The 17,190-nt window shown below is 66.9% G+C and carries 15 protein-coding genes, 2 pseudogenes and 1 riboswitch; of the genes and pseudogenes, 10 read left to right on the top strand and 7 right to left on the bottom strand.

Going from position 1 to position 17,190, the window contains the following annotated elements; genetic code table 11:
- Nucleotides 1–42 precede the first annotated feature (42 nt).
- Nucleotides 43–1,185 carry a hypothetical protein gene (locus tag ACFQ7F_RS39500; RefSeq protein WP_383282098.1) on the bottom strand — a complete coding sequence of 381 codons (1,143 nt, stop codon included), beginning with the start codon at nucleotides 1,183–1,185 and terminating at the stop codon, nucleotides 43–45.
- A 749-nt stretch (nucleotides 1,186–1,934) separates the two neighbouring features.
- On the opposite strand from ACFQ7F_RS39500, the gene ACFQ7F_RS39495 reads away from it, so the two are divergent.
- From ACFQ7F_RS39495 to ACFQ7F_RS39455, 9 genes and pseudogenes are all read left to right on the top strand, one after another.
- Nucleotides 1,935–2,333 (top strand): hypothetical protein, encoded by a 399-nt coding sequence (locus ACFQ7F_RS39495; RefSeq protein WP_383282095.1) that lies wholly within the window; start codon nucleotides 1,935–1,937, stop codon nucleotides 2,331–2,333.
- Between the two features lie 136 nt (nucleotides 2,334–2,469).
- Complete coding sequence (locus tag ACFQ7F_RS39490) at nucleotides 2,470–3,309, top strand: glycoside hydrolase family 19 protein (protein ID WP_383282101.1); 840 nt, start codon at nucleotides 2,470–2,472, stop codon at nucleotides 3,307–3,309.
- Nucleotides 3,310–3,713: 404 nt separating this feature from the next.
- A riboswitch (TPP riboswitch) is annotated at nucleotides 3,714–3,838 on the top strand.
- A 47-nt stretch (nucleotides 3,839–3,885) separates the two neighbouring features.
- Nucleotides 3,886–4,662, top strand: coding sequence for a hydroxyethylthiazole kinase (gene thiM, locus ACFQ7F_RS39485; RefSeq protein ID WP_383282092.1), 777 nt, complete (start codon nucleotides 3,886–3,888; stop codon nucleotides 4,660–4,662).
- Nucleotides 4,663–4,886: 224 nt separating this feature from the next.
- The gene (gene thiE / locus ACFQ7F_RS39480) at nucleotides 4,887–5,525 is read left to right on the top strand and encodes a thiamine phosphate synthase (RefSeq protein ID WP_383282089.1); all 639 of its coding nucleotides are present in this window, start codon (nucleotides 4,887–4,889) and stop codon (nucleotides 5,523–5,525) included.
- The gene (gene thiD / locus ACFQ7F_RS39475) at nucleotides 5,522–6,355 is read left to right on the top strand and encodes a bifunctional hydroxymethylpyrimidine kinase/phosphomethylpyrimidine kinase (protein WP_383282086.1); all 834 of its coding nucleotides are present in this window, start codon (nucleotides 5,522–5,524) and stop codon (nucleotides 6,353–6,355) included. Before thiE ends, thiD begins: the two co-directional genes overlap by 4 nt.
- A 5-nt stretch (nucleotides 6,356–6,360) precedes the next feature.
- Nucleotides 6,361–7,050: a thiaminase II gene (gene tenA / locus ACFQ7F_RS39470; RefSeq protein ID WP_383282083.1), complete on the top strand. Its 690-nt coding sequence runs from the start codon at nucleotides 6,361–6,363 to the stop codon at nucleotides 7,048–7,050.
- Entirely contained in the window at nucleotides 7,047–8,444 is a 1,398-nt protein-coding gene (locus ACFQ7F_RS39465) for a purine-cytosine permease family protein (RefSeq protein WP_383282080.1), read from the top strand. Before tenA ends, ACFQ7F_RS39465 begins: the two co-directional genes overlap by 4 nt.
- 892 nt (nucleotides 8,445–9,336) lie before the next feature.
- A complete protein-coding gene (locus tag ACFQ7F_RS39460; RefSeq protein WP_383282077.1) occupies nucleotides 9,337–9,645 on the top strand; it encodes a hypothetical protein in 309 nt (102 codons plus the stop codon).
- Nucleotides 9,646–10,071: 426 nt separating this feature from the next.
- A pseudogene (locus ACFQ7F_RS39455) lies at nucleotides 10,072–10,440 on the top strand (LysR substrate-binding domain-containing protein); the annotation flags it as partial.
- A gap of 239 nt (nucleotides 10,441–10,679) precedes the next feature.
- Here ACFQ7F_RS39455 and ACFQ7F_RS39450 read toward each other — a convergent pair.
- The 3 genes from ACFQ7F_RS39450 to ACFQ7F_RS39440 all read right to left on the bottom strand — a co-directional run bounded on the left by ACFQ7F_RS39450 (nucleotide 10,680) and on the right by ACFQ7F_RS39440 (nucleotide 12,948).
- Entirely contained in the window at nucleotides 10,680–11,081 is a 402-nt protein-coding gene (locus ACFQ7F_RS39450) for a PPOX class F420-dependent oxidoreductase (RefSeq protein WP_358633917.1), read from the bottom strand.
- 59 nt (nucleotides 11,082–11,140) lie between these two features.
- On the bottom strand, nucleotides 11,141–12,298 hold the full coding sequence (locus tag ACFQ7F_RS39445; protein WP_383282074.1) for an epoxide hydrolase family protein: 1,158 nt from the start codon (nucleotides 12,296–12,298) through the stop codon (nucleotides 11,141–11,143).
- Nucleotides 12,299–12,372: 74 nt separating this feature from the next.
- The gene (locus tag ACFQ7F_RS39440; protein WP_383282071.1) at nucleotides 12,373–12,948 is read right to left on the bottom strand and encodes a PadR family transcriptional regulator; all 576 of its coding nucleotides are present in this window, start codon (nucleotides 12,946–12,948) and stop codon (nucleotides 12,373–12,375) included.
- 243 nt (nucleotides 12,949–13,191) lie between these two features.
- Between ACFQ7F_RS39440 and ACFQ7F_RS39435 the strand changes: the two genes are divergently transcribed.
- Entirely contained in the window at nucleotides 13,192–13,947 is a 756-nt protein-coding gene (locus ACFQ7F_RS39435; RefSeq protein ID WP_383282068.1) for a transposase family protein, read from the top strand.
- Nucleotides 13,948–13,960: 13 nt separating this feature from the next.
- Here the strand turns inward: ACFQ7F_RS39435 and ACFQ7F_RS39430 are convergent, their stop codons facing one another.
- The 3 genes and pseudogenes from ACFQ7F_RS39430 to ACFQ7F_RS39420 all read right to left on the bottom strand — a co-directional run.
- Nucleotides 13,961–14,116 (bottom strand): hypothetical protein, encoded by a 156-nt coding sequence (locus tag ACFQ7F_RS39430; protein ID WP_383282065.1) that lies wholly within the window; start codon nucleotides 14,114–14,116, stop codon nucleotides 13,961–13,963.
- Nucleotides 14,117–14,484: 368 nt separating this feature from the next.
- Complete coding sequence (locus ACFQ7F_RS39425; protein ID WP_383282063.1) at nucleotides 14,485–16,812, bottom strand: P-loop NTPase fold protein; 2,328 nt, start codon at nucleotides 16,810–16,812, stop codon at nucleotides 14,485–14,487.
- Nucleotides 16,757–17,190, bottom strand: a pseudogene (locus ACFQ7F_RS39420) (hypothetical protein); the annotation flags it as partial. The pseudogene ACFQ7F_RS39420 and the gene ACFQ7F_RS39425, both read right to left, overlap by 56 nt.

Below are 17,190 nucleotides of genomic sequence, written 5' to 3'. Positions count from 1 at the left end.
GACCGTCCCGGCAGCGTTGTCGCGGGGACGGTCGGCACGGCTTCAGCCGGAGGAGGCAGCGGCGGATTGGTAGCGCTCCGCGTAGTCACCCGCCCTGGCTCGGGCATCGGGCGCATGGAAGACGAGAGTGTGTGAGGTGAAGTAGTCGGGCCGGCTGGCGGTCGTCAGGACCAGCCCGTCGTCCCGCAGGCGATGTTCAGTGAAGCCAGGGAAGGAACCGTCGGTGATCGGGATGCTCGCCCATGGGTTGTGCAAGATATGGAAGCCCTCACTGAAAGTCTCACGCTCCTCGGGGCCGTAGTCCCCCACAACGTAGGCGTGCTCGAGGGGACGGTCCGCGTTGGGGTCCGGGTCGGGCAAGCCGCCGTAACGCAGCAAGGCGACATCCTTCGGGCCGTAGCCCAGCTCGGTGCCCATGCGGTGGAACTTAGCGACCGTGGCGCTGTTGGAGAAAATGACGGCCGACAGGTGTGCGGCTTCGGGCTGAGCGAACAAGCCGCTGGGGATGCTGGTGTCGCCGCGCCAGTGTTCCGTGATCTTCTCGCTGGTCAGAATGAGGGCGCCCTGGTCGTCGCGCTTGGCCACGTCGCGGCGCCCGTACAGGTAGTTGGACAGCGGGGCGACAGTGTGGAAGAGCGCGCTGAGGTGGTGAAAAGACTCGAGAGCGATCACGAACGGGCGACCCTGTACATGGGGAGCTTGCCAGTAGGCGTGCCCTTGGGAAGACCGCTTCTCAAGCTTGCGGCGCAGCGCTTTGGCGGCCTGGAACACGAACTCGGCTTCGGCATCGTCCAGGTCGGCGGGAATCAAGGGGTGCTTCCCCTGTGGCAGCTGCTCGAGATCAGCCTCAGGCGACGCACCTTGGGCGGGGTTACTGGTGGTGGCCTCAATGGCAGCCGGATTGGCTCCCCCGACGAGGAAGTCCGGTGCGCCTCCGGTGTGTTCGAGGGTATGTCCCTGTTCATGAAGCGCCGCGAACAGGGCCAGCTCCAGGACGCGAGGGGAGAAGCCACCGGTTTGGAACTCGCGGATGAAGCTTCGGTCGGCGCCGCGGAACGTGGTGAAGGTTTCATCCATCAGCCGCCGGGTGGCCTGGTGGATGTGGTGGTCGCGGAGGACTCGGAAGCGCGAGTCGGTAACCTCGTCGGATACCTTGCGCACGCGCTCGAACAAGCTGTTGGGCATAGCGGCATATCTACACCAGAGCACCGGCCCGATCTCATGTTTCTGCCGATCGCCTCAAGTCCGCATCGCGCAAGACCTCGCCACTGGCGGTTTTGGCGCTGCCGGGCTGACCACAGGACCAAGGAACAACGATCCGGCTAGCTCGCCCTGCACTGGGTCAAGGACAGCGACGGCCTCACGGAGTCCCCGCCGATCCGCTGGGTACAGCCACCTCACCTACCGGGTTATGCCGACAACCTCCCCACTTGCCCCCCTTGCGGTCGTCGCAATTCGACTGTCGTCCCGTCTCAGCTTCTGACGCTTTGCAGCCCAGAGAGATAATGGTCATGAGAGCTCCTCCCCCAGAGTGCTTGATCGCCTTCTCAATATCTGGTGCCTACGAGTTCAGAAGGCCGCAGCCAGTCAACGTCTGCCTACCGTCGGCACAGGCCGGTGACCCGGACCTCCGCCCGGACGACGTCGGTCACCGGCTGGCGGTTTTCTGAACCCTTTGGGGGCCGTTGCTCCGAACTCAGCTACTCCGGCGGATCTGACACGCCGCGCGGGTTGTGAACCCACTGGTTACGCCTCTGGATGAGGAAGTCCTCGAGCCCCGTGCCGCCGACGACTGCACCGCGCAGGAAACTACGACGTTCCACTTGATCACTCCAGGGGTTCGTGACCGTCCCTGCCGCACCATTTGGGCGGCGGGGTCGCGAGAGGCGATTGCGGAACCTAAGAGCCCCGGATTGACGGTGCATCAACAACCGATGAAGTGGAAACGTCTGCTGTCGGCCTATTGCGCCGCCCCCTTTGCCCGAACCTGCCGCCTCGCCGGTGGGCGACGACCGGCCTGGTCGACCTTGACGACGGCACGGCTGCTCTCGGTGCCCCGCGCGTACCTCGACGCGGCCGCACGCACCTTCGCGGGCGACGGCGGGATCGCCGTCGGCAGGGACGACGAACCCCGTCTTGAACTCGACCGGCCCTGCTGGTTGCGCGCCCGGGAGTCGATCACGGACGCCGTCCCGGCCGCCGCCACACCCGAGCGCCACGTGCCGGTTGAGGACGCGAGAGCGGTTTCCTCGTTCACCGTGCTCCGTTCCGTGCGGGCGGCGGTGCGCGGCGAGTTCAGGCCAGCCGTACACCAGAATTGGTCCAGACCTTGACAGGTTCAGACCATTTCGCTTGAGTCTCCGACACCCCCATGGCGGCGTGGAACCCGCCTCCAGCCCGCCTGATAGGAGATGTCGCGTGATCAAACGTCTCATCAGTTTCGCAGCAGCGTTAGGTGCGCTCTGCGCCATGATCGTCCTTGGCCCGGCCGCCACCACGGCGTCCGCCGCCGCGTGCGCAACCCCCTGGAACTCCTCCTCCGTCTACACGGGCGGCAACAGCGCCTCGTACAACGGGCACAACTGGACCGCCAAGTGGTGGACCCAGAACGAGACGCCGGGCCGCACCGACGTCTGGGCGGACGCGGGCACCTGCGGCGGTGGCACCGATCCGGGCAACCCCAACCCGTCAGGATTCGTGGTCAGCGAGGCGCAGTTCAACCAGATGTTCCCGAGCCGGAACTCGTTCTACACATACAAGGGCCTGACCGACGCACTCAAGGCGTACCCGGCCTTCGCCAACACCGGCAGCGACACCATCAAGCGCCAGGAGGCAGCCGCGTTCCTCGCCAACGTCCACCACGAGACCGGCGGTCTGGTCCACATCGTCGAGCAGAACCAGGCCAACTACCCGCACTACTGCGACGCCAACCAGCCCTACGGCTGCCCCGCGGGACAGGCCGCGTACTACGGCCGCGGTCCGATCCAGCTCAGCTGGAACTTCAACTACAAGGCGGCGGGCGACGCGCTCGGCATCGATCTCCTGCGCAACCCCTACCTGGTGGAGCGCGACCCGGCGGTCGCCTGGAAGACCGGTCTTTGGTACTGGAACACGCAGTCGGGTCCGGGCACCATGACACCGCACAACGCCATGGTCAACAGCCGCGGTTTCGGTGAGACCATCCGCGCCATCAACGGCAGCCTGGAGTGCAACGGCGGCAACCCCGGCCAGGTCCAGAGCCGGGTCGACCGCTACAAGCAGTTCGCCCAGGTCCTCGGCACCACGCCGGGCTCCAACCTGAGCTGCTGACCCTTCCTTCTCCGCGCACGACGGCCGGGCGGACCTGATCCCGTATCAGATCCGCTCGGCTCCGCGCGTCGCGCCCTGCTCCGGTGGCAGCAGCCGGAACGGAACACCGGATGCCGGGCCCACTCGGCCGCGAACTCGGTGACACCCATTCCCCAGCACGCGCCAGGCGCCGCTCCCTCTCGCCGGGGCAGGCACGCAAGCACCGGTCCAGACGGTGGATGCGGTGTCGCAAGAAGTCCCGTACCCGGGCGCGGCCCTCCACCAGCCCGCTTGCGGCATCAGCCGATGCGGACAGGTCGGGCCCTTGCGGCCTGAGGATCCCCCGTCGGTTCCGCCAGCAAATCCGTGTCGTTTCGTGAGGTACCCGAGTGCGAACTTGCGTTCCCGAAGGAGGTACATTGCGTAGCGACCACCGCGGGAGCTCGGGAGTAGCCGGGCTGAGAGGGCGGACGGGACTTGCTCCCCTTTCGCCGACCGCATGAACCTGGACCGGGTAATGCCGGCGTAGGAAGAGTGTTGACGATGGATACTGCCTCCGTACCTGCCCGGCACGGCACTGCCGTTTCCCGTGATGCCGTGGCGGATGTGATCGCGTCTCTGCGGACCTCCGCACCCCTTGTGCACTGCCTGACCAACGTCGTGGTGTCGCCGTTCACCGCGAACGTGCTGCTCGCGGCGGGGGCTGCCCCCGCGATGGTGCACAGCGCGGAGGAGGCCGGAACGCTGGCCCGGGTGGCCGGGGGTGTCCTGGTCAACCTGGGAACGGTGACGTCCGTGACTGCGGCGGCGATGCGTGTCGCGGTGACAGAAGCGGCCGGGGCCGGGCGGCCGTGGGTGCTCGACCCGGTGGCGGTCGGCCCGCTGCCCTGGCGTACCGAGCTCGCCCACGAACTGCTGGAGAGCGCACCCCCGGCGGTCGTTCGCGGCAATGCTTCCGAAATCCTGGCACTCGACGGGGGCAGGGGTGGGCGCGGCGTGGACAGCACGGACGCCCCGGAGGCGGCGCTGGCCGCGGCGGGCGCGCTGGCCCGGCGCTACGGCTGCGCGGTCGCGGTGAGCGGTCCGGTGGACGTTCTCACGGACGGGACGCGAGTGGTGCGCCTGGCCAACGGGCACCCGCTGCTGACTCTGGTGACGGGAACGGGCTGCTCACTGGGCGCTCTGGTGGCCGCCTGCACAGCCGTCACCGGCGACGCGCTCCTTGCCGCCACTGCCGCGACCGGTCTGCTCACCGTGGCCGCGGAGGACGCCGCCACCCGCTCTGCGGGGCCCGGCACGTTCGCGGTCGCCCTGATCGACGCGTTGTACGAGCTCAGCCCTGAGCGGCTCGCTGAGGCTCTCAACCTGCACTGAGCATGCGCGTACCGCGGGGTCCTGCGTGAGCAGTGGCCTGGACGCCACCCGCTGCACAGTGCCCGCCCGCCCTGGGGCGCGCCCTCAACACCGAGTCTGGCTGCCCTGTCCCCCTCCCGCCCCGGTGAACAACTCAAGGTCCCTGCACGTCAGGGCCTGCCTTCCCCCGTACCTCCCGATGCGTTTCCCGCGCCCTTCCCCGGCTGGGAGCCAAGGACTCACCCATGCGACCTCCTCTGGACCTGTCCCTGTATCTCGTGACCGACACCAGGCTCTGCGGCCGCCGCGGTGTCGGCCCTACCGTTGCGGCGGCCGTCAAGGGCGGCGTAACCGCCGTCCAGTTGCGCGATCCGGACGCGGACGCCCGCACGCTGTTCTCACTCGGCCGGGCGATCCAGGCCGAACTCGCGGGCACTGGCGTCCCCTTGATCGTCAACGATCGCCTGGACGTGGCGGTCTGGTTGGACGCGGACGGCGTCCACCTCGGGCAGCGGGACGTCTGCCCCGAGAGCGCCCGGCGCCAGCTCGGTCCCCATGCGTACATCGGCCTGTCCGTCAGCCGTCCCGAGCAGCTGGCGCACGTGCCGGACACTGTCGACCACCTCGGTGTCGGTCCGGTGTTCCCGCAGTCCACCAAGCCAGACGCGGACGCCCCGCTCGGTCTGGGCGGCCTGGCCCGGATCGTCCGGGAGAGCCCGCTGCCCTGCGTGGCCATCGGCGGGATCGGCGTGTCCGAGGCCGCTGCGGTCATGGGAAGTGGCGCGGCCGGGATCGCCGTCGTCAGCGCGGTCTGCGGGCAGCCCGACCCCGAGGCCGCAGCCCATTTTCTCGTTCGCACCCTGCGACAGGAGATCCCCGCGTGACCAGCCCGCCCATCGCCCTGACCATCGCTGCCAGCGACCCCTCCGGCGGCGCCGGGATACAAGCCGACTTGAAGGCGTTCTCCGCCAACGGCGCCTACGGAACAGCAGTTCTGACCGCCCTGACCGCACAGAACACTCTGGGCGTCACCGGCATCCATGCCGTCCCCCCGGCGTTCGTCACCGAGCAGCTCGACACGCTGTTCGCCGACGTCCCGGTGGACGCCGTCAAGATCGGCATGCTGGCCGACGCCGCCATCGCCGCAGCCGTCGCAGAAGCCCTGGAGCGGCACCGCCCCCGGTGCGTCGTCCTCGACCCCGTCATGGTTTCGACCAGCGGCCACCGCCTCCTCGAGGCCGATGCGGTGACGGTACTGCGCGAGCGTCTCCTGCCTCTGGCCGACCTCATCACCCCCAACCTCCCCGAGGCCGGCGACCTCCTGGGCATCGCCGCCGCAAAGAACCGCGCAGAAGCCGTCGAGCAGGCCCACGCACTCCTCGAAACCGGCGCCAGGCGCGTCCTCCTCAAGGGCGGCCACCACACACATGACGCACAATCCGTGGACATCCTCGTCGACGCCACGCGCGCCACCGGCGCCTGTGCCGCGGGTGTCACCGAGCTGTCCGCACCTCGCGTCAACACGCGCAACACCCACGGCACCGGCTGCACCCTCTCCGCCGCGATAGCCGCCCTGCGCCCGCAGCACGACGACTGGCACACCACCGTCAGTGCCGCGAAGGCGTACCTGACCGGGGCCCTGCGCGCGGCCGACACCCTGCATATCGGCCGCGGCCACGGACCCGTCCACCACTTCCACCAGTACTGGAGCTGAGCCCCATGACCACAACGTTCTGCGACGAACTGTGGACGGCCACGGCCGAGATACGTGCGGCCATCGACAAGCTGCCGTTCGTCATTGCCCTCGGCGACGGCACCCTGGACCGGCAGAAGTTTGTCTACTACCTGGCCCAGGACGCCCACTACCTGCACGGCTACGCCCGCGCGCTGGCCAGCGCCGCCGCGAAGGCGGACCGGCCGCAGGACATCGCGTTCTTCGCGAAGTCCGCCCACGACGCCGTGGTCGTCGAGAGCTCCCTGCACGAGAGCAACGTCGTCGACATCGACGCCTGGACGCCCTCCCCCACCTGCACCGGATACACCTCCTACCTGCTCTCCGTGGCCCACACCCAGGGCTACCCGGAGCTGGCCGCCGCGGTCCTGCCCTGCTTCTGGATCTACGCCGAGGTGGGCCGGGCGCTCCTCGAGCGAGCCGGCGACCTCGCCACCCACCCCTACGGCGACTGGATCGGCACGTATGCCGACGAGGAGTTCGAAGCCGCCACCGAACGCGCCCGACAGATCGTCAACCGGCTTGCGGACCAGGCCGACCCGGCCACCCGCGCACGGATGCGTACGGTCTACACCACCGCGTCCACCTGGGAGTGGATGTTCTGGGACGCCGCCTGGCACATGGAGTCCTGGCCCGTCGGCGCCGCCCCTGCCCAGGTTTCGGAGCCCGCGAAGTGACGACCACCACCGAACCCACCACCCCGGAACCGGCCCCGGCGAACGAGGCGCCGCTCACCCTCGACCAGCCCACACCCAAGGTTCTCAGCGGCCTGGACCAAGGCGCCTTCTGGGCCAACCTGGGCGTCAGCCTGCTCGGCTTCAGCGGCATGCTGGTCGTCCTCGACCCCCTTGGCACCGGCAGTCCGACCCTGTCGTTCGCAGCGGCCGTCACCGCGTCCGTCGTCGGCACCCTGATCGGCACCGTCGCCCTCGGCCTCGCCGCCATCACCGGGGCCCGAACCGGCGCGCCCTCGATGGTCCTGCTGCGCGGCCTGTTCGGCGCGAAGGCGTCCTACCTGCCCACCGTCCTCAACGTGCTGCAGATGGTCGGCTGGGCCGTCTTCGAGCTGGTGGTCATCTCCACCGGCCTGAAGATCCTGGCCCGCCAGGCCTTCGGCGAGCCGGGACCCGGCTGGCTGTACGTCCTCGTCGCGGGCGCGGTGACGACAGCGCTCACGCTGCGCCCGCTCGGCGCCCTGCGCATCATCCGCCGCTACGTCACCATCGCCGTCGTCCTGGCCATCTGCTACCTGGGCTGGGACCTGGCCGGCCGCGGCATTCCGATGGAGGGCGGCTCATGGAAGGACTTCTGGTTCGCCGCCGACAGCGTGATCGCCGTGTCGATCTCCTGGCTGCCGTTGGTCGCCGACTACTCGCGGCACTCCCGCAGCGAGAAGGAAGCATTCGGCGGCCTGGTCATCGGCCAGACCCTCGCGGGCGTCGCGGGCTCGGTCCTCGGCGTGGCCGCCCTCGCCATGATCGCGTTCGACACCACCGACCCGTACAGGGTCTTCGACCCTTTCACCGCCACCAGCGTCGGCGTGATCTGCTTCGGTGTCCTGGTCCTGCGCGAGGTCGACCAGTCCTTCGCCAACGTCTACTCCACCGCCGTCTCCGCCCAGAACCTGCTGCCCCGGGCCGACCGCCGCATCCTGTGCCTGATCAGCGGCACCCTGGCCACCGCCCTGGCACTTCTGGTGAACATGGACAGCTACGCCAGCTTCCTCTACCTGATCGGCGCGGTCTTCATCCCGATGTTCGCCGTCCTCGTCGTGGACTTCTTCGTACTCGGCGGCCACCGCACCTGGGACGTCTCAGAACAGGCCCCCACCCGCCGGATCATGCTGCTGCCCTGGGCACTCGGCTTCGCGACCTACCAACTGATCGCACCGACGAACATCGCCGGCTGGTCCGACTTCTGGGCCTGGCTGCAGGACGCCGTGGGCTTCACCGTCCAACCGTGGATGAGCGCCTCCCTGCTCTCCTTCGCGGTAGCTGCCCTCACCACCCTCGCCGTGGGCCACAGGCGCCGACACGTTTCAGCTTCGCCCGGGCGGCACCCCGGGCAGTGACACGTAGCGCCACGGGTACCACCCGGCCGGCGACACCCCGGGGCACACCACCGCATGCACGGCCGCCCCACCCGATGCCATCCGGCAACCGGGGCAGGCTCAGTGGGGTGAAGAGTCAGAAGTGTCAGACAGACACCGTCCACCACCGCGATGATGTCCCCTCAGGCAGCGGTACAGGGCGTCGAACACGCGATCCGAGAGCACAAGGTGGACATGGAACTATCAGGGCTCTCCTCTCAAGCTGTCTCACTCATTGCGGATTTCGTGGGCGGAGTTGCCCAGAACGCAGCAACGCAGGCCGTATCTGACCTCATCGCGTCACGGCTTGCCGGAAGCCCCTCCGGCGCCCAGGCCTATCTGCGGCTCCAGCAGGATCCACAGAACGACCAGCGGCAACAGGAAGCTTCCGACGCCCTGACATCAGAGGCAACAGCCGACGCACAGTTCGCCGAGGAGCTGCGTGAGGCCGTAGCAGCCGCCACGGCCGGTCCAGCAACAACAGCACGCAGGGCCCGGCATCACGGCCGGCGGCATCAACGTCGGAGGGAGCGTTGGGGACGGAAACCAGCTTGCTGGCCGGGACATCAACATCTCGCGTCGTAACGTCAGACTGGGAATCGGCGGACTGGCCCTGCTGGCCCTCATCGGCGGAGGGCTGGCGCTCTACCAGCAGCTCCATGATGACTCTGCCGATCAGAAGCCCCAGCAGGGCTCCCCCGCCACCGGGGCAGCAACGCCACGAGGCGACAGCCAGAGCAACGAGCAGGCAAGGACTCTGCCCAAAACTGCCTCGCTCGACGGCATCGCAGCTGTCCTGAAGCCGACTGTCGGCCCATGCCTGAAGCTCACCAAGGACGATCCGGAGATCGACGAAGTCGACAAGGCGCGCGGCGTGAACCGCAAGGGCTGGTGCCGCTACAAGGACGCGAACCTTGAGTTCCGTCTGATCGACAAGAGCGTTCTCGAGAAGTTCCTGAAGAAGAGCGATGCGACCAGCAGCCCGGTCGGCGAGCTGCTCGGCAACGGATTCTCGGTGCGAGTGAGCGCAGCCGCCGACGGGAGCGAAGCAACAGTGACCCAACAGATCAAGGCAGCCGGGTTGATGTTTCTGGACTGCCAGAAGGACTTCGCCCCCCATGACGGCGTCAAGGTGATCGAGGCCGCGACGCCTGGCTGCCGCTACACCGACACCAACCTCTGAGGATCTCCTGGGTGACACGGTGACAGGGACGGGCCACTGACCATCGAGGGCCTCCTGGTCGCAGGTGCGAAAATTAACGCTGCGAATCATCACAGCAATACGCCGCTGCCAAGGGCAGTTTTCTGCTCTCAGGACGAGGGCGCGACGATCCGGCTGCTGCTGAAAGCCGGTGCCAACCCCGACCGGGAGAACGGGCATGCTGTGAGCCCGCGGGCGCTGGCGGCACGGATCGCCAACTACGACGCGGCTGCCCATTCCGGGCGGAGTGCCTTCCTCCTAGGCTCCGCCGCCTGCTGTGCCCGAACGAGATTCACAGACAGCTCTGTCAGGGAACCACGAAGAAGACTGAGCGTTTTCCAACCTCAGGTTGACGCGTGGTGAAGGACGAGGACGGCTTTCACCATGTCGGTGATCCGGACAGGTTTCGAGGTCCGCATCCGTGAGACCGACCTGACCGATCTGACCTGCGGACTGCGCGCCGGACTGGTCGACGTCGCTCTGACCCGTGGGTCGTTCGACGAGACCGGTCTGACAGTGCACGAGCTGTGCGTCGACCCAGTCGGCGCGGTGCTGCGCGTCCACTGGCCCGCCGCGACTGCCCGAAGCTGGCCGACCTGGCAGACGGCTGGTTCCAGTTCCCGGACGGCACGGATCCGATCTGGCATTCGTACGGGAACGGCGGAGCCGCGCGAGGGTCCGGTGGTACGCGCTGTCCAGGAGTGCCTGCAGGCCGTGCTCTGGAACGGAACAGTCGGCATTGCCCCGTTCGGGCACAACCTGCCCAGGGAGCTGGCTGCCTTCGAGGATGAAGAACGCCTCTTCCTCCTTGTCGTGGTCGTGCGGTGGGGAGACGAGTCCTTGTGGACACAGTTCCTCGAACGTGCAGGACCGGCCGTCGGTCTGGCTGCCGTCGGCGAGCACTCTCCAGTACGTGCCGACGTTCCAGTAGGCCGGGGACTGATCCGGCGCCCAGACATAGGGGCGGGCGGTGCCGGCGCTGTGGGGGAAGCTGGCCATGACGGTCCCCTTGGTCTTCAGTGCATGGGGGAATGGATGACGGAGTCGACGGTGATGGTCAGCAGGAGCCGGGTCTGGCCCGGGCCGCCGTAAGAGGCGTAGGGGTGGCCTGTGTACTTCTGGGCGAGGTGTTCGATGCTCTCGGCGGCGCCGTCGGTCGTGGCGCTGGTGACGCGTCCCCGTACAGAGAAGTAGCGGGAGGTGTCATCCGGGTCGGCGATGCTGACGGCCACACGGGGGTCGCGTTGAACGTTTTTGGTTTTGCGGTAGCCCTCGACGGTGTTGATGAGGATGTGTTCACCATCGGTGTCGACCCAGGTCTGGGTGAGCTGAGGCGAGCCGTCCGGCATGGTGGTGGCGATGAAGCAGGGGCTGGGCCGGTTCAGCAGTTTGAGGAGTTCGCCGGGCAGGGGTGTCATGAGGTATCGCCTTTCTGGGGGGAAGCTGTCGGTAGGAGGTGCCGATGCCGGCGGTGCGCTCAGCGCAAGGAACGGAAGGTGGTCCGGACTTCGTCAACGAAGAGTGCCGGTTGTTCCAGGGCCGCGAAGTGCCCGCCCACCTCAAGCTCGTTGAAGTGGACGACGCTGCTGTAGCGGCGTTCCACCCAGCGCTGGGACTTCCGGACGTGCTCCTGCGGGAACATGCTGAATCCGGTCGGCAGTGCGATCGGTGCGGCGGCGTTCGGCGCGGAGGGCCGTGCCGACCGTGCCATTTCCCAGTAGGTCCGCGCAGAGGAGGTCCCGGTGTTGGGAAGCCAATAGAGCATGATGTCGTCGAGCAGCTCGTCCAGGGTGAAAGATGCTTCCGCGTCCCCCGGCGTGCCACAGGTGTCCTGGAACATCGCGTAGATCCAGGCAGCCAGGCCGATGGGGGACTCCGCGAGGGAGTAGCCAATGGTCTGCGGGCGGGTTGCCTGCTCCTTGGCGTAGCCCGAGAGGTTCTCCCAGAAGTAGGCGGCGCTGTCGAGCATTGCCTGCTCATGCTCGGTGGCGTCCCGGATCTCGTCGGGTGTTGGCGGGAACATGGCGAAGTTGAGGTGCAGCCCGACGCATCCGTCGGGGGTCTTGCGGCCGATCTCGTCGGTGACCGCGCATCCGAGGTCGCCGCCCTGGGCGCCCCATCGCCGGTAGCCGAGCCGGTCCATCAGCGTGATCCAGGCATCGGCGATCCGGGGGAATCCCCAGCCGGGTTCCGTAGGCCGGTCGGAGAACCCGAATCCCGGCAGCGACGGCACCACGAGATGGAAGGCGTCCCGCGGGTCACCACCGTGGGCCGCGGGATCGGTCAGTGGGCCGATGACCTTGTGGAAGTCGAGGACGGAGCTGGGCCATCCGTGGGTCATGACCAGCGGGAGGGCGTCCGGCTCGGGCGAGCGCACATGGAGGAAGTGAAGGCCCAGGCCATCGATGATGGTGCGGGACTGGCCGAAGCCGTTGAGGGTCTTCTCGCACCGCCGCCAGTCGTAGGTGTTGAGCCAGTAGCCGTGCAGCGCGCGGAGCTTCGCCAGCTGGGGTCCCTGGCTGGTGTCCAGAACGGTCTCTGGATCGGGCCACCGGGTGCGGGAGAGCCGCTCACGCAGGTCGGTCAGCTGTTCCTCCGGAACGGACAGGGTGAAGGGTTCGATGAGTTCGGACATGGGGCGTGCTCCTTACCGGGCGATGCCGCGCCGACTGCAACGCGGGTGGATTGAGGGGGGCGGAGTCCGGTGATTCAGAGGGTGTCGGGCTCGCGGGTCCGTTCATCGGTGACAATCTCGGGCACCGCGTCCAGGACCTCCTGGAGCCAGGCGATCTCGGCGCGCAGCCTGTGCGCACTGTGACTGACCGCCAGTGCCTCGCTCACCGTCAGGTAACCGCCGTCGATGGCGTTGGCGTTCAGCGCCTCGGTTTCCGAGAGCATGGAGGCGAGTTCATCCAGCCGGGATGCGATCACCGTGTGGAGTTCGTCCAGCTTCTCCGGGTCCAGGCGGGTGAGGGCCAGGTCGAACGGGTCCGGCTTCATCCAGATGTGGCGCAGACTCTCGGACTGGAGTTCCTTGAGACGCAGCCGCCCTTCGCCGGTGATGCCGTACACCTGACGCTCGGGCAGATTGCCCTCCTTCTCGGTCCTGACCTCTTCGAGCAAGCCCTCAGCCAGCAGGCGCTTGATCGCCTGGTACAGGCTGCCCACGGACACGTCCGTCCACAGGTGCAGATGTTCTCGCTCGGCCTGGAGGCGCACCTTGTGCCCGTGCATCTCGCCGTTCCTCGCGAACGTGTCGAGGATGAACAACTTGATCGATGACATACGACTACTCTTGCATGAGTACTCGTTCATAGGCAACCGGCCGATGTGCTGAACATCGGCTCCGGGAGCCGGCCGCGTCGAGGTCACGAACGGGATTCATCGCCGAGCTCACCGCCGTGACTGGACAGTGAGCGATTTCCAGCATCCCGATGCTGACCGCAAGGTGAACGCCTCTGCGCAACGACAAAACTCCTGGTGGGCGGGTTCTCGACCAAGATCACCCGTGCCTGCCAGGAGCTTCGCATGCTTGTCTACTCATCCTCGATCGATCTGTCCAGCCGAACCCTGCGGTTCCTTACCGGTCAACTGGCCGCGCGGCGGGCGAAGATCGGTACACGGTGGCGACGTCTGGCCGTCGGCCGCCAGGCTCTGCTCGCCCTCGCGCACCTGCGGTGCGGTGATACCTACGCCCAGCTCGCTGCCGGATTCGACATCGGGATCGCCACGGTCTACCGCTATATACGCGAAGCTGTCGAGGCCCTGGCCGCCCTCGCACCTTCACTCGCCGAGGCGATGCGGACGATCCGCGAGAAGGCGTTCGTGCTCCTGGACGGCACTCTGCTGCCGATCGACCGGATCGCTGCGGACTCCCCGTACTACTCCGGGAAACACAAGCGCCACGGCATGAACATCCAGGTCCTCGCCGATCCGTTCGGACGCCTGCTCTGGGCCTCGCCCGCCCTGCCCGGATCGGCCCACGACCTCACTGCTGCCCGACACCACGGAATCATCGACGCGCTCACCGAGGCGGGCCTGAAGTGCTGGGCGGACAAGGCGTATCAAGGCGCCGGCGGGCCTGTTCGAGTCCCGTTCCGCGGTCGCCGTCTGAAGGGGTGGAAGCGCCGCCACGACACCAGTCACGCCAAGATCCGATGCGTCGGCGAACGAGCTATGGCCACGCTCAAGGACTGGCGTCCTCTGCGGAAGCTCCGCTGCAGCACCAACGGGATCACCGACATGGTGAAGGCCGTCCTCGTCCTTCACCACGCATCAACGTGAGGTTGGAAAACGCTCACTGGAAGAACCCGTTCAAGACGACGTCGTACTCGAAGTCCGGCGAGATGAGAAAAGGGCTTCCGGGCTCCAGCCCGACTTCGCGCAGCCACTCGGCGCGCCCCTCGGCCAGCAGCGTCGCGTCGAACGCCGCACCATCCGGCGGGACTTCCACGTTGTCTGTAGTGGCCCGCACCAACCACCCGCTCACAACCACGACGCAAGGAATATGGTCAGTGCCCTTCTGTGCACAAGGTGTGGTTGCGAAGCAGGCCAGGGGCCTTTATCGGGGCGGCGCGCGAGATTGGGTGAAGCTCAGGCACAGCGAGACCGTGGACACCGAGGTCGTCGACTACGTCGGACCCGCCGGCCGACCCCACTGTGCGGCCGTGCACCTGCCGGACGGCCGCCGCTTTGATCCCGCTGCCCGTGACCGTCTGGGCGATCTGGGCGCTGAACCAGGTCTACCAGTAGACGGCGGCCTGATCACGTTCTGAGCAGCACGAGTGTCACCGTGGATAAGGCCCGGGAATTGAGAGTCGATTAATCCCACTGTCCTCTGGCAATACTCCGGCGAGCACCGCAGCACTGGCGGATCAGCTCCGGCGTCAGCGGTCCACCATCGGGTGAGGTTACGACGGCCTGGAGTTCGGACGACTCTGCGGCAGCGAGCAAGGGCGCGGGGAAATGCTCGGAACTCCACAAGGGTTCAGCGATCCCCTCCACCGCCTCTGGGCAGGCAGCCAGATGGTCCGCGATGTTTGGCCAGCGGACGCAGATCAGACTCCAGCGGGCCAGGACGTCCGGATCCACACTGACATCCTCCAGAAACCGAATGGAGCGCAGGATGCTGTACGTGTTGAGGAACTTCTTGGCCGCCCGCGGATTGTCGCCGAGCACGGACGCAAATTTCCGCAGCGTGTGCTCTGCCCTGCGGCGCTCGGTGATGCTCTGCAGCGTGGCTGCCACCGCTTGCGCGCGGCCCTCCTCGAAGCGCCGCAGCCTGTCCAATACGTCCCCGTCGGCCCGCGGCAGCGACTGCTCCTGAGAAGGCGGGCTCTGCGGGTCCTGGCGCGATTCCGTGATCCTGAGCATGTGGTCCAGGTACGAGGATCGCGCCGCCGCAGAGAGAGTCGGCATCGGGAGCGAGAGCTGAAAGAGCTTGTCCAGGAAGAGATAGCCAAGTGGTCTGCCGGGCTCGGTAATGCAGTCGACAAACGACTCATGTGCGGTCTCGTAGCTGCGTCTGAGCCACACTCCGTCTGCTGCGACGACGAAATATGCTGCACATTTTGTCTCACCGCGCGTGTTCCCCACGGTGCGCACCAGGGTCTGAATCATGTCGAGGAATTCCACCACGTACGCCTGGTCGCATCTGTCGAGATCGTCAATGAAGAAGATGACTGGTTTACCAGCACGCTTGAGCAACCACTGAAAGTGGGCGGAGATGTCCGCCATCGGATTGGCCTGGGTCTGCTCGAACAGCCTGGCCCCACGTACCGAATCCCACAGGAAAAGCCGGGCAGCCACCAGAGCCCCGGCCCCGAGAGTCCCCAAGGCGGCCAGTAGCGCCGTGGCCGCCTTAGCCTGCTGCTCCCAGCCGAGCAGGCTGGGGTTCTTCGGCCAGATGAGATACCCGAGTGCCGCCGCAAGAACGGCCACGATGACACAGGCCATTGCGTACGGTGCACCGGTCCTGCGGGCACGTGTGGCCGACTCCCTGATCCGGACAAAAGGACGCAGCCACCAGGTGCGGCTGTGCGCGACCTTCTGGCGAAGGCACGTGAGAAGTGACCACCACGCAGGTGCAAGCCGCGACTGTTGCCAGGCATCGAACCGAGCGACGAGGAAGTAGTCATCGACCCTTTCCTCCAACAGATTCAGCAAACTACTCTTGCCGCTGCCCCAAGGGCCATCGAGATGAACGAGAAAGGACGAGTCGGGCTGCATCACATGGGTCTCTACCAGACGCAGAGCGAGCACCCTCGCTACCGGTGCCCGATGCAGCAGATCCTCCGTGGCCGGCGCATCGTGAGACCATTCGACTTCCTCGATATCTTCGATGTCGGGGTTGGAGGATGGGGCGCCAGAGGACGTGTCGGAATCGACCGTCGGCCGTGCCGCGAAGGCTGGCTCGGCTGCCGGGTCATACGCTGGGTTCCGGACCAGGCCCAGCTCGCCTACCGAGTTGGTGCCTCGCACCTGCGGTAGCGGATACCCCAGAGAGCCCATGGTGTGACGGAGCTGGGCTGCGATGGCTGTGAGGGTCAGGAACTCCGCTGGGCCGGGAATGCCTTGTTTGAGGAGCCTGATCAGCTCACCGCTGAAGGCGGTGAACGGCTCGCCCTCGCGGACCAGGGACATGGCCGTGGCTGTCGCCGACGACAGGATGAACGTTCCGGAGATATCACTGAGCGCGGCAATGTCCGGGGTGGGGCTGCTCATGAAGCCGTCCAAGGCGCGACCGCTGAAGCAGCAATCCAGGATTAGGATTCTGACCTGTGCCCGACTCTCCTGCAGGATGCGTTGCATGGTTTCGAATGGCAGGGCCGAGAGCCGCAGTCGGCTCTGCGTAGTGCCTGATAACGCGAGGTACAGCTGCCCATCCTCGCCCACGAGACCGTGACCGGCGTAGTACAGAAGCAGCACGTCCGAGGCCTCGTCCGTCTGCCGCTCGAGCGCTTCGCCAACCTCATCCATATGGCGGGGCTCGGTGATGACAGTAGGTATCCGAAAGCTTCCGGCCCCCCCGAGGATTTCCTGAAGATCCGTCAAGTTGTTGCGGACCGCAGGAATCTCAGGCAGGTCCGCATACCTACTGCAGCCGATAAGAACGGCCCTCGAGCGCTGTGGATCTGGCAACCGTGCCATCTTCTTCCCCGTCCCCCAGAGTTCGTGCGCGGCTGCTCATTATGGATAGGGAGAGGTCGCAGCGGGTGTCGCCGTTGTAGAACTTCACCTGGACGAACTTGCCTCTCCACCCCCAGCGCTTCATGGCCTTCTCGGCAGTGTTCCAGCGGGACGTGCAGCTCACGCCGGGCTTGGTGCCACGTGTCGGCGGGTCGTAGCCCTTCACCATGTAGACCTTCTCGGTGGTGCCGTTGGTACGCGGTGGCGGTGTCGCATCCGGATCGGCGGCCGCGCCCGTGGCACCGGAGAGCACAGCGGACAGACACAGCGCCACGATGCCGAGGAGTTTCCCCGTAGTGGTGGAGGTCGAGGCGGTGCCCGCCCCCGTGCGGGCACCGC

The organism is Streptomyces sp. NPDC056486 (assembly GCF_042795295.1).
Classification (GTDB): domain Bacteria; phylum Actinomycetota; class Actinomycetes; order Streptomycetales; family Streptomycetaceae; genus Streptomyces.
The sequence above is the reverse complement of the archived record's forward strand: the minus strand, read 5'-3'. Positions and strand labels throughout refer to the sequence as shown.

Coding starts and splice junctions, on each gene's coding strand:
- tenA (WP_383282083.1), top strand. CDS start 6,361: ATGACCACAACGTTCTGCGACGAACTGTGGACGGCCACGGCCGAGATA.
- ACFQ7F_RS39445 (WP_383282074.1), bottom strand. CDS start 12,298: ATGTCCGAACTCATCGAACCCTTCACCCTGTCCGTTCCGGAGGAACAG.
- ACFQ7F_RS39495 (WP_383282095.1), top strand. CDS start 1,935: ATGAAGTGGAAACGTCTGCTGTCGGCCTATTGCGCCGCCCCCTTTGCC.
- thiE (WP_383282089.1), top strand. CDS start 4,887: ATGCGACCTCCTCTGGACCTGTCCCTGTATCTCGTGACCGACACCAGG.
- ACFQ7F_RS39500 (WP_383282098.1), bottom strand. CDS start 1,185: ATGCCCAACAGCTTGTTCGAGCGCGTGCGCAAGGTATCCGACGAGGTT.
- ACFQ7F_RS39450 (WP_358633917.1), bottom strand. CDS start 11,081: ATGACACCCCTGCCCGGCGAACTCCTCAAACTGCTGAACCGGCCCAGC.
- ACFQ7F_RS39440 (WP_383282071.1), bottom strand. CDS start 12,948: ATGTCATCGATCAAGTTGTTCATCCTCGACACGTTCGCGAGGAACGGC.
- ACFQ7F_RS39425 (WP_383282063.1), bottom strand. CDS start 16,812: ATGGCACGGTTGCCAGATCCACAGCGCTCGAGGGCCGTTCTTATCGGC.
- ACFQ7F_RS39490 (WP_383282101.1), top strand. CDS start 2,470: ATGATCGTCCTTGGCCCGGCCGCCACCACGGCGTCCGCCGCCGCGTGC.
- ACFQ7F_RS39435 (WP_383282068.1), top strand. CDS start 13,192: ATGCTTGTCTACTCATCCTCGATCGATCTGTCCAGCCGAACCCTGCGG.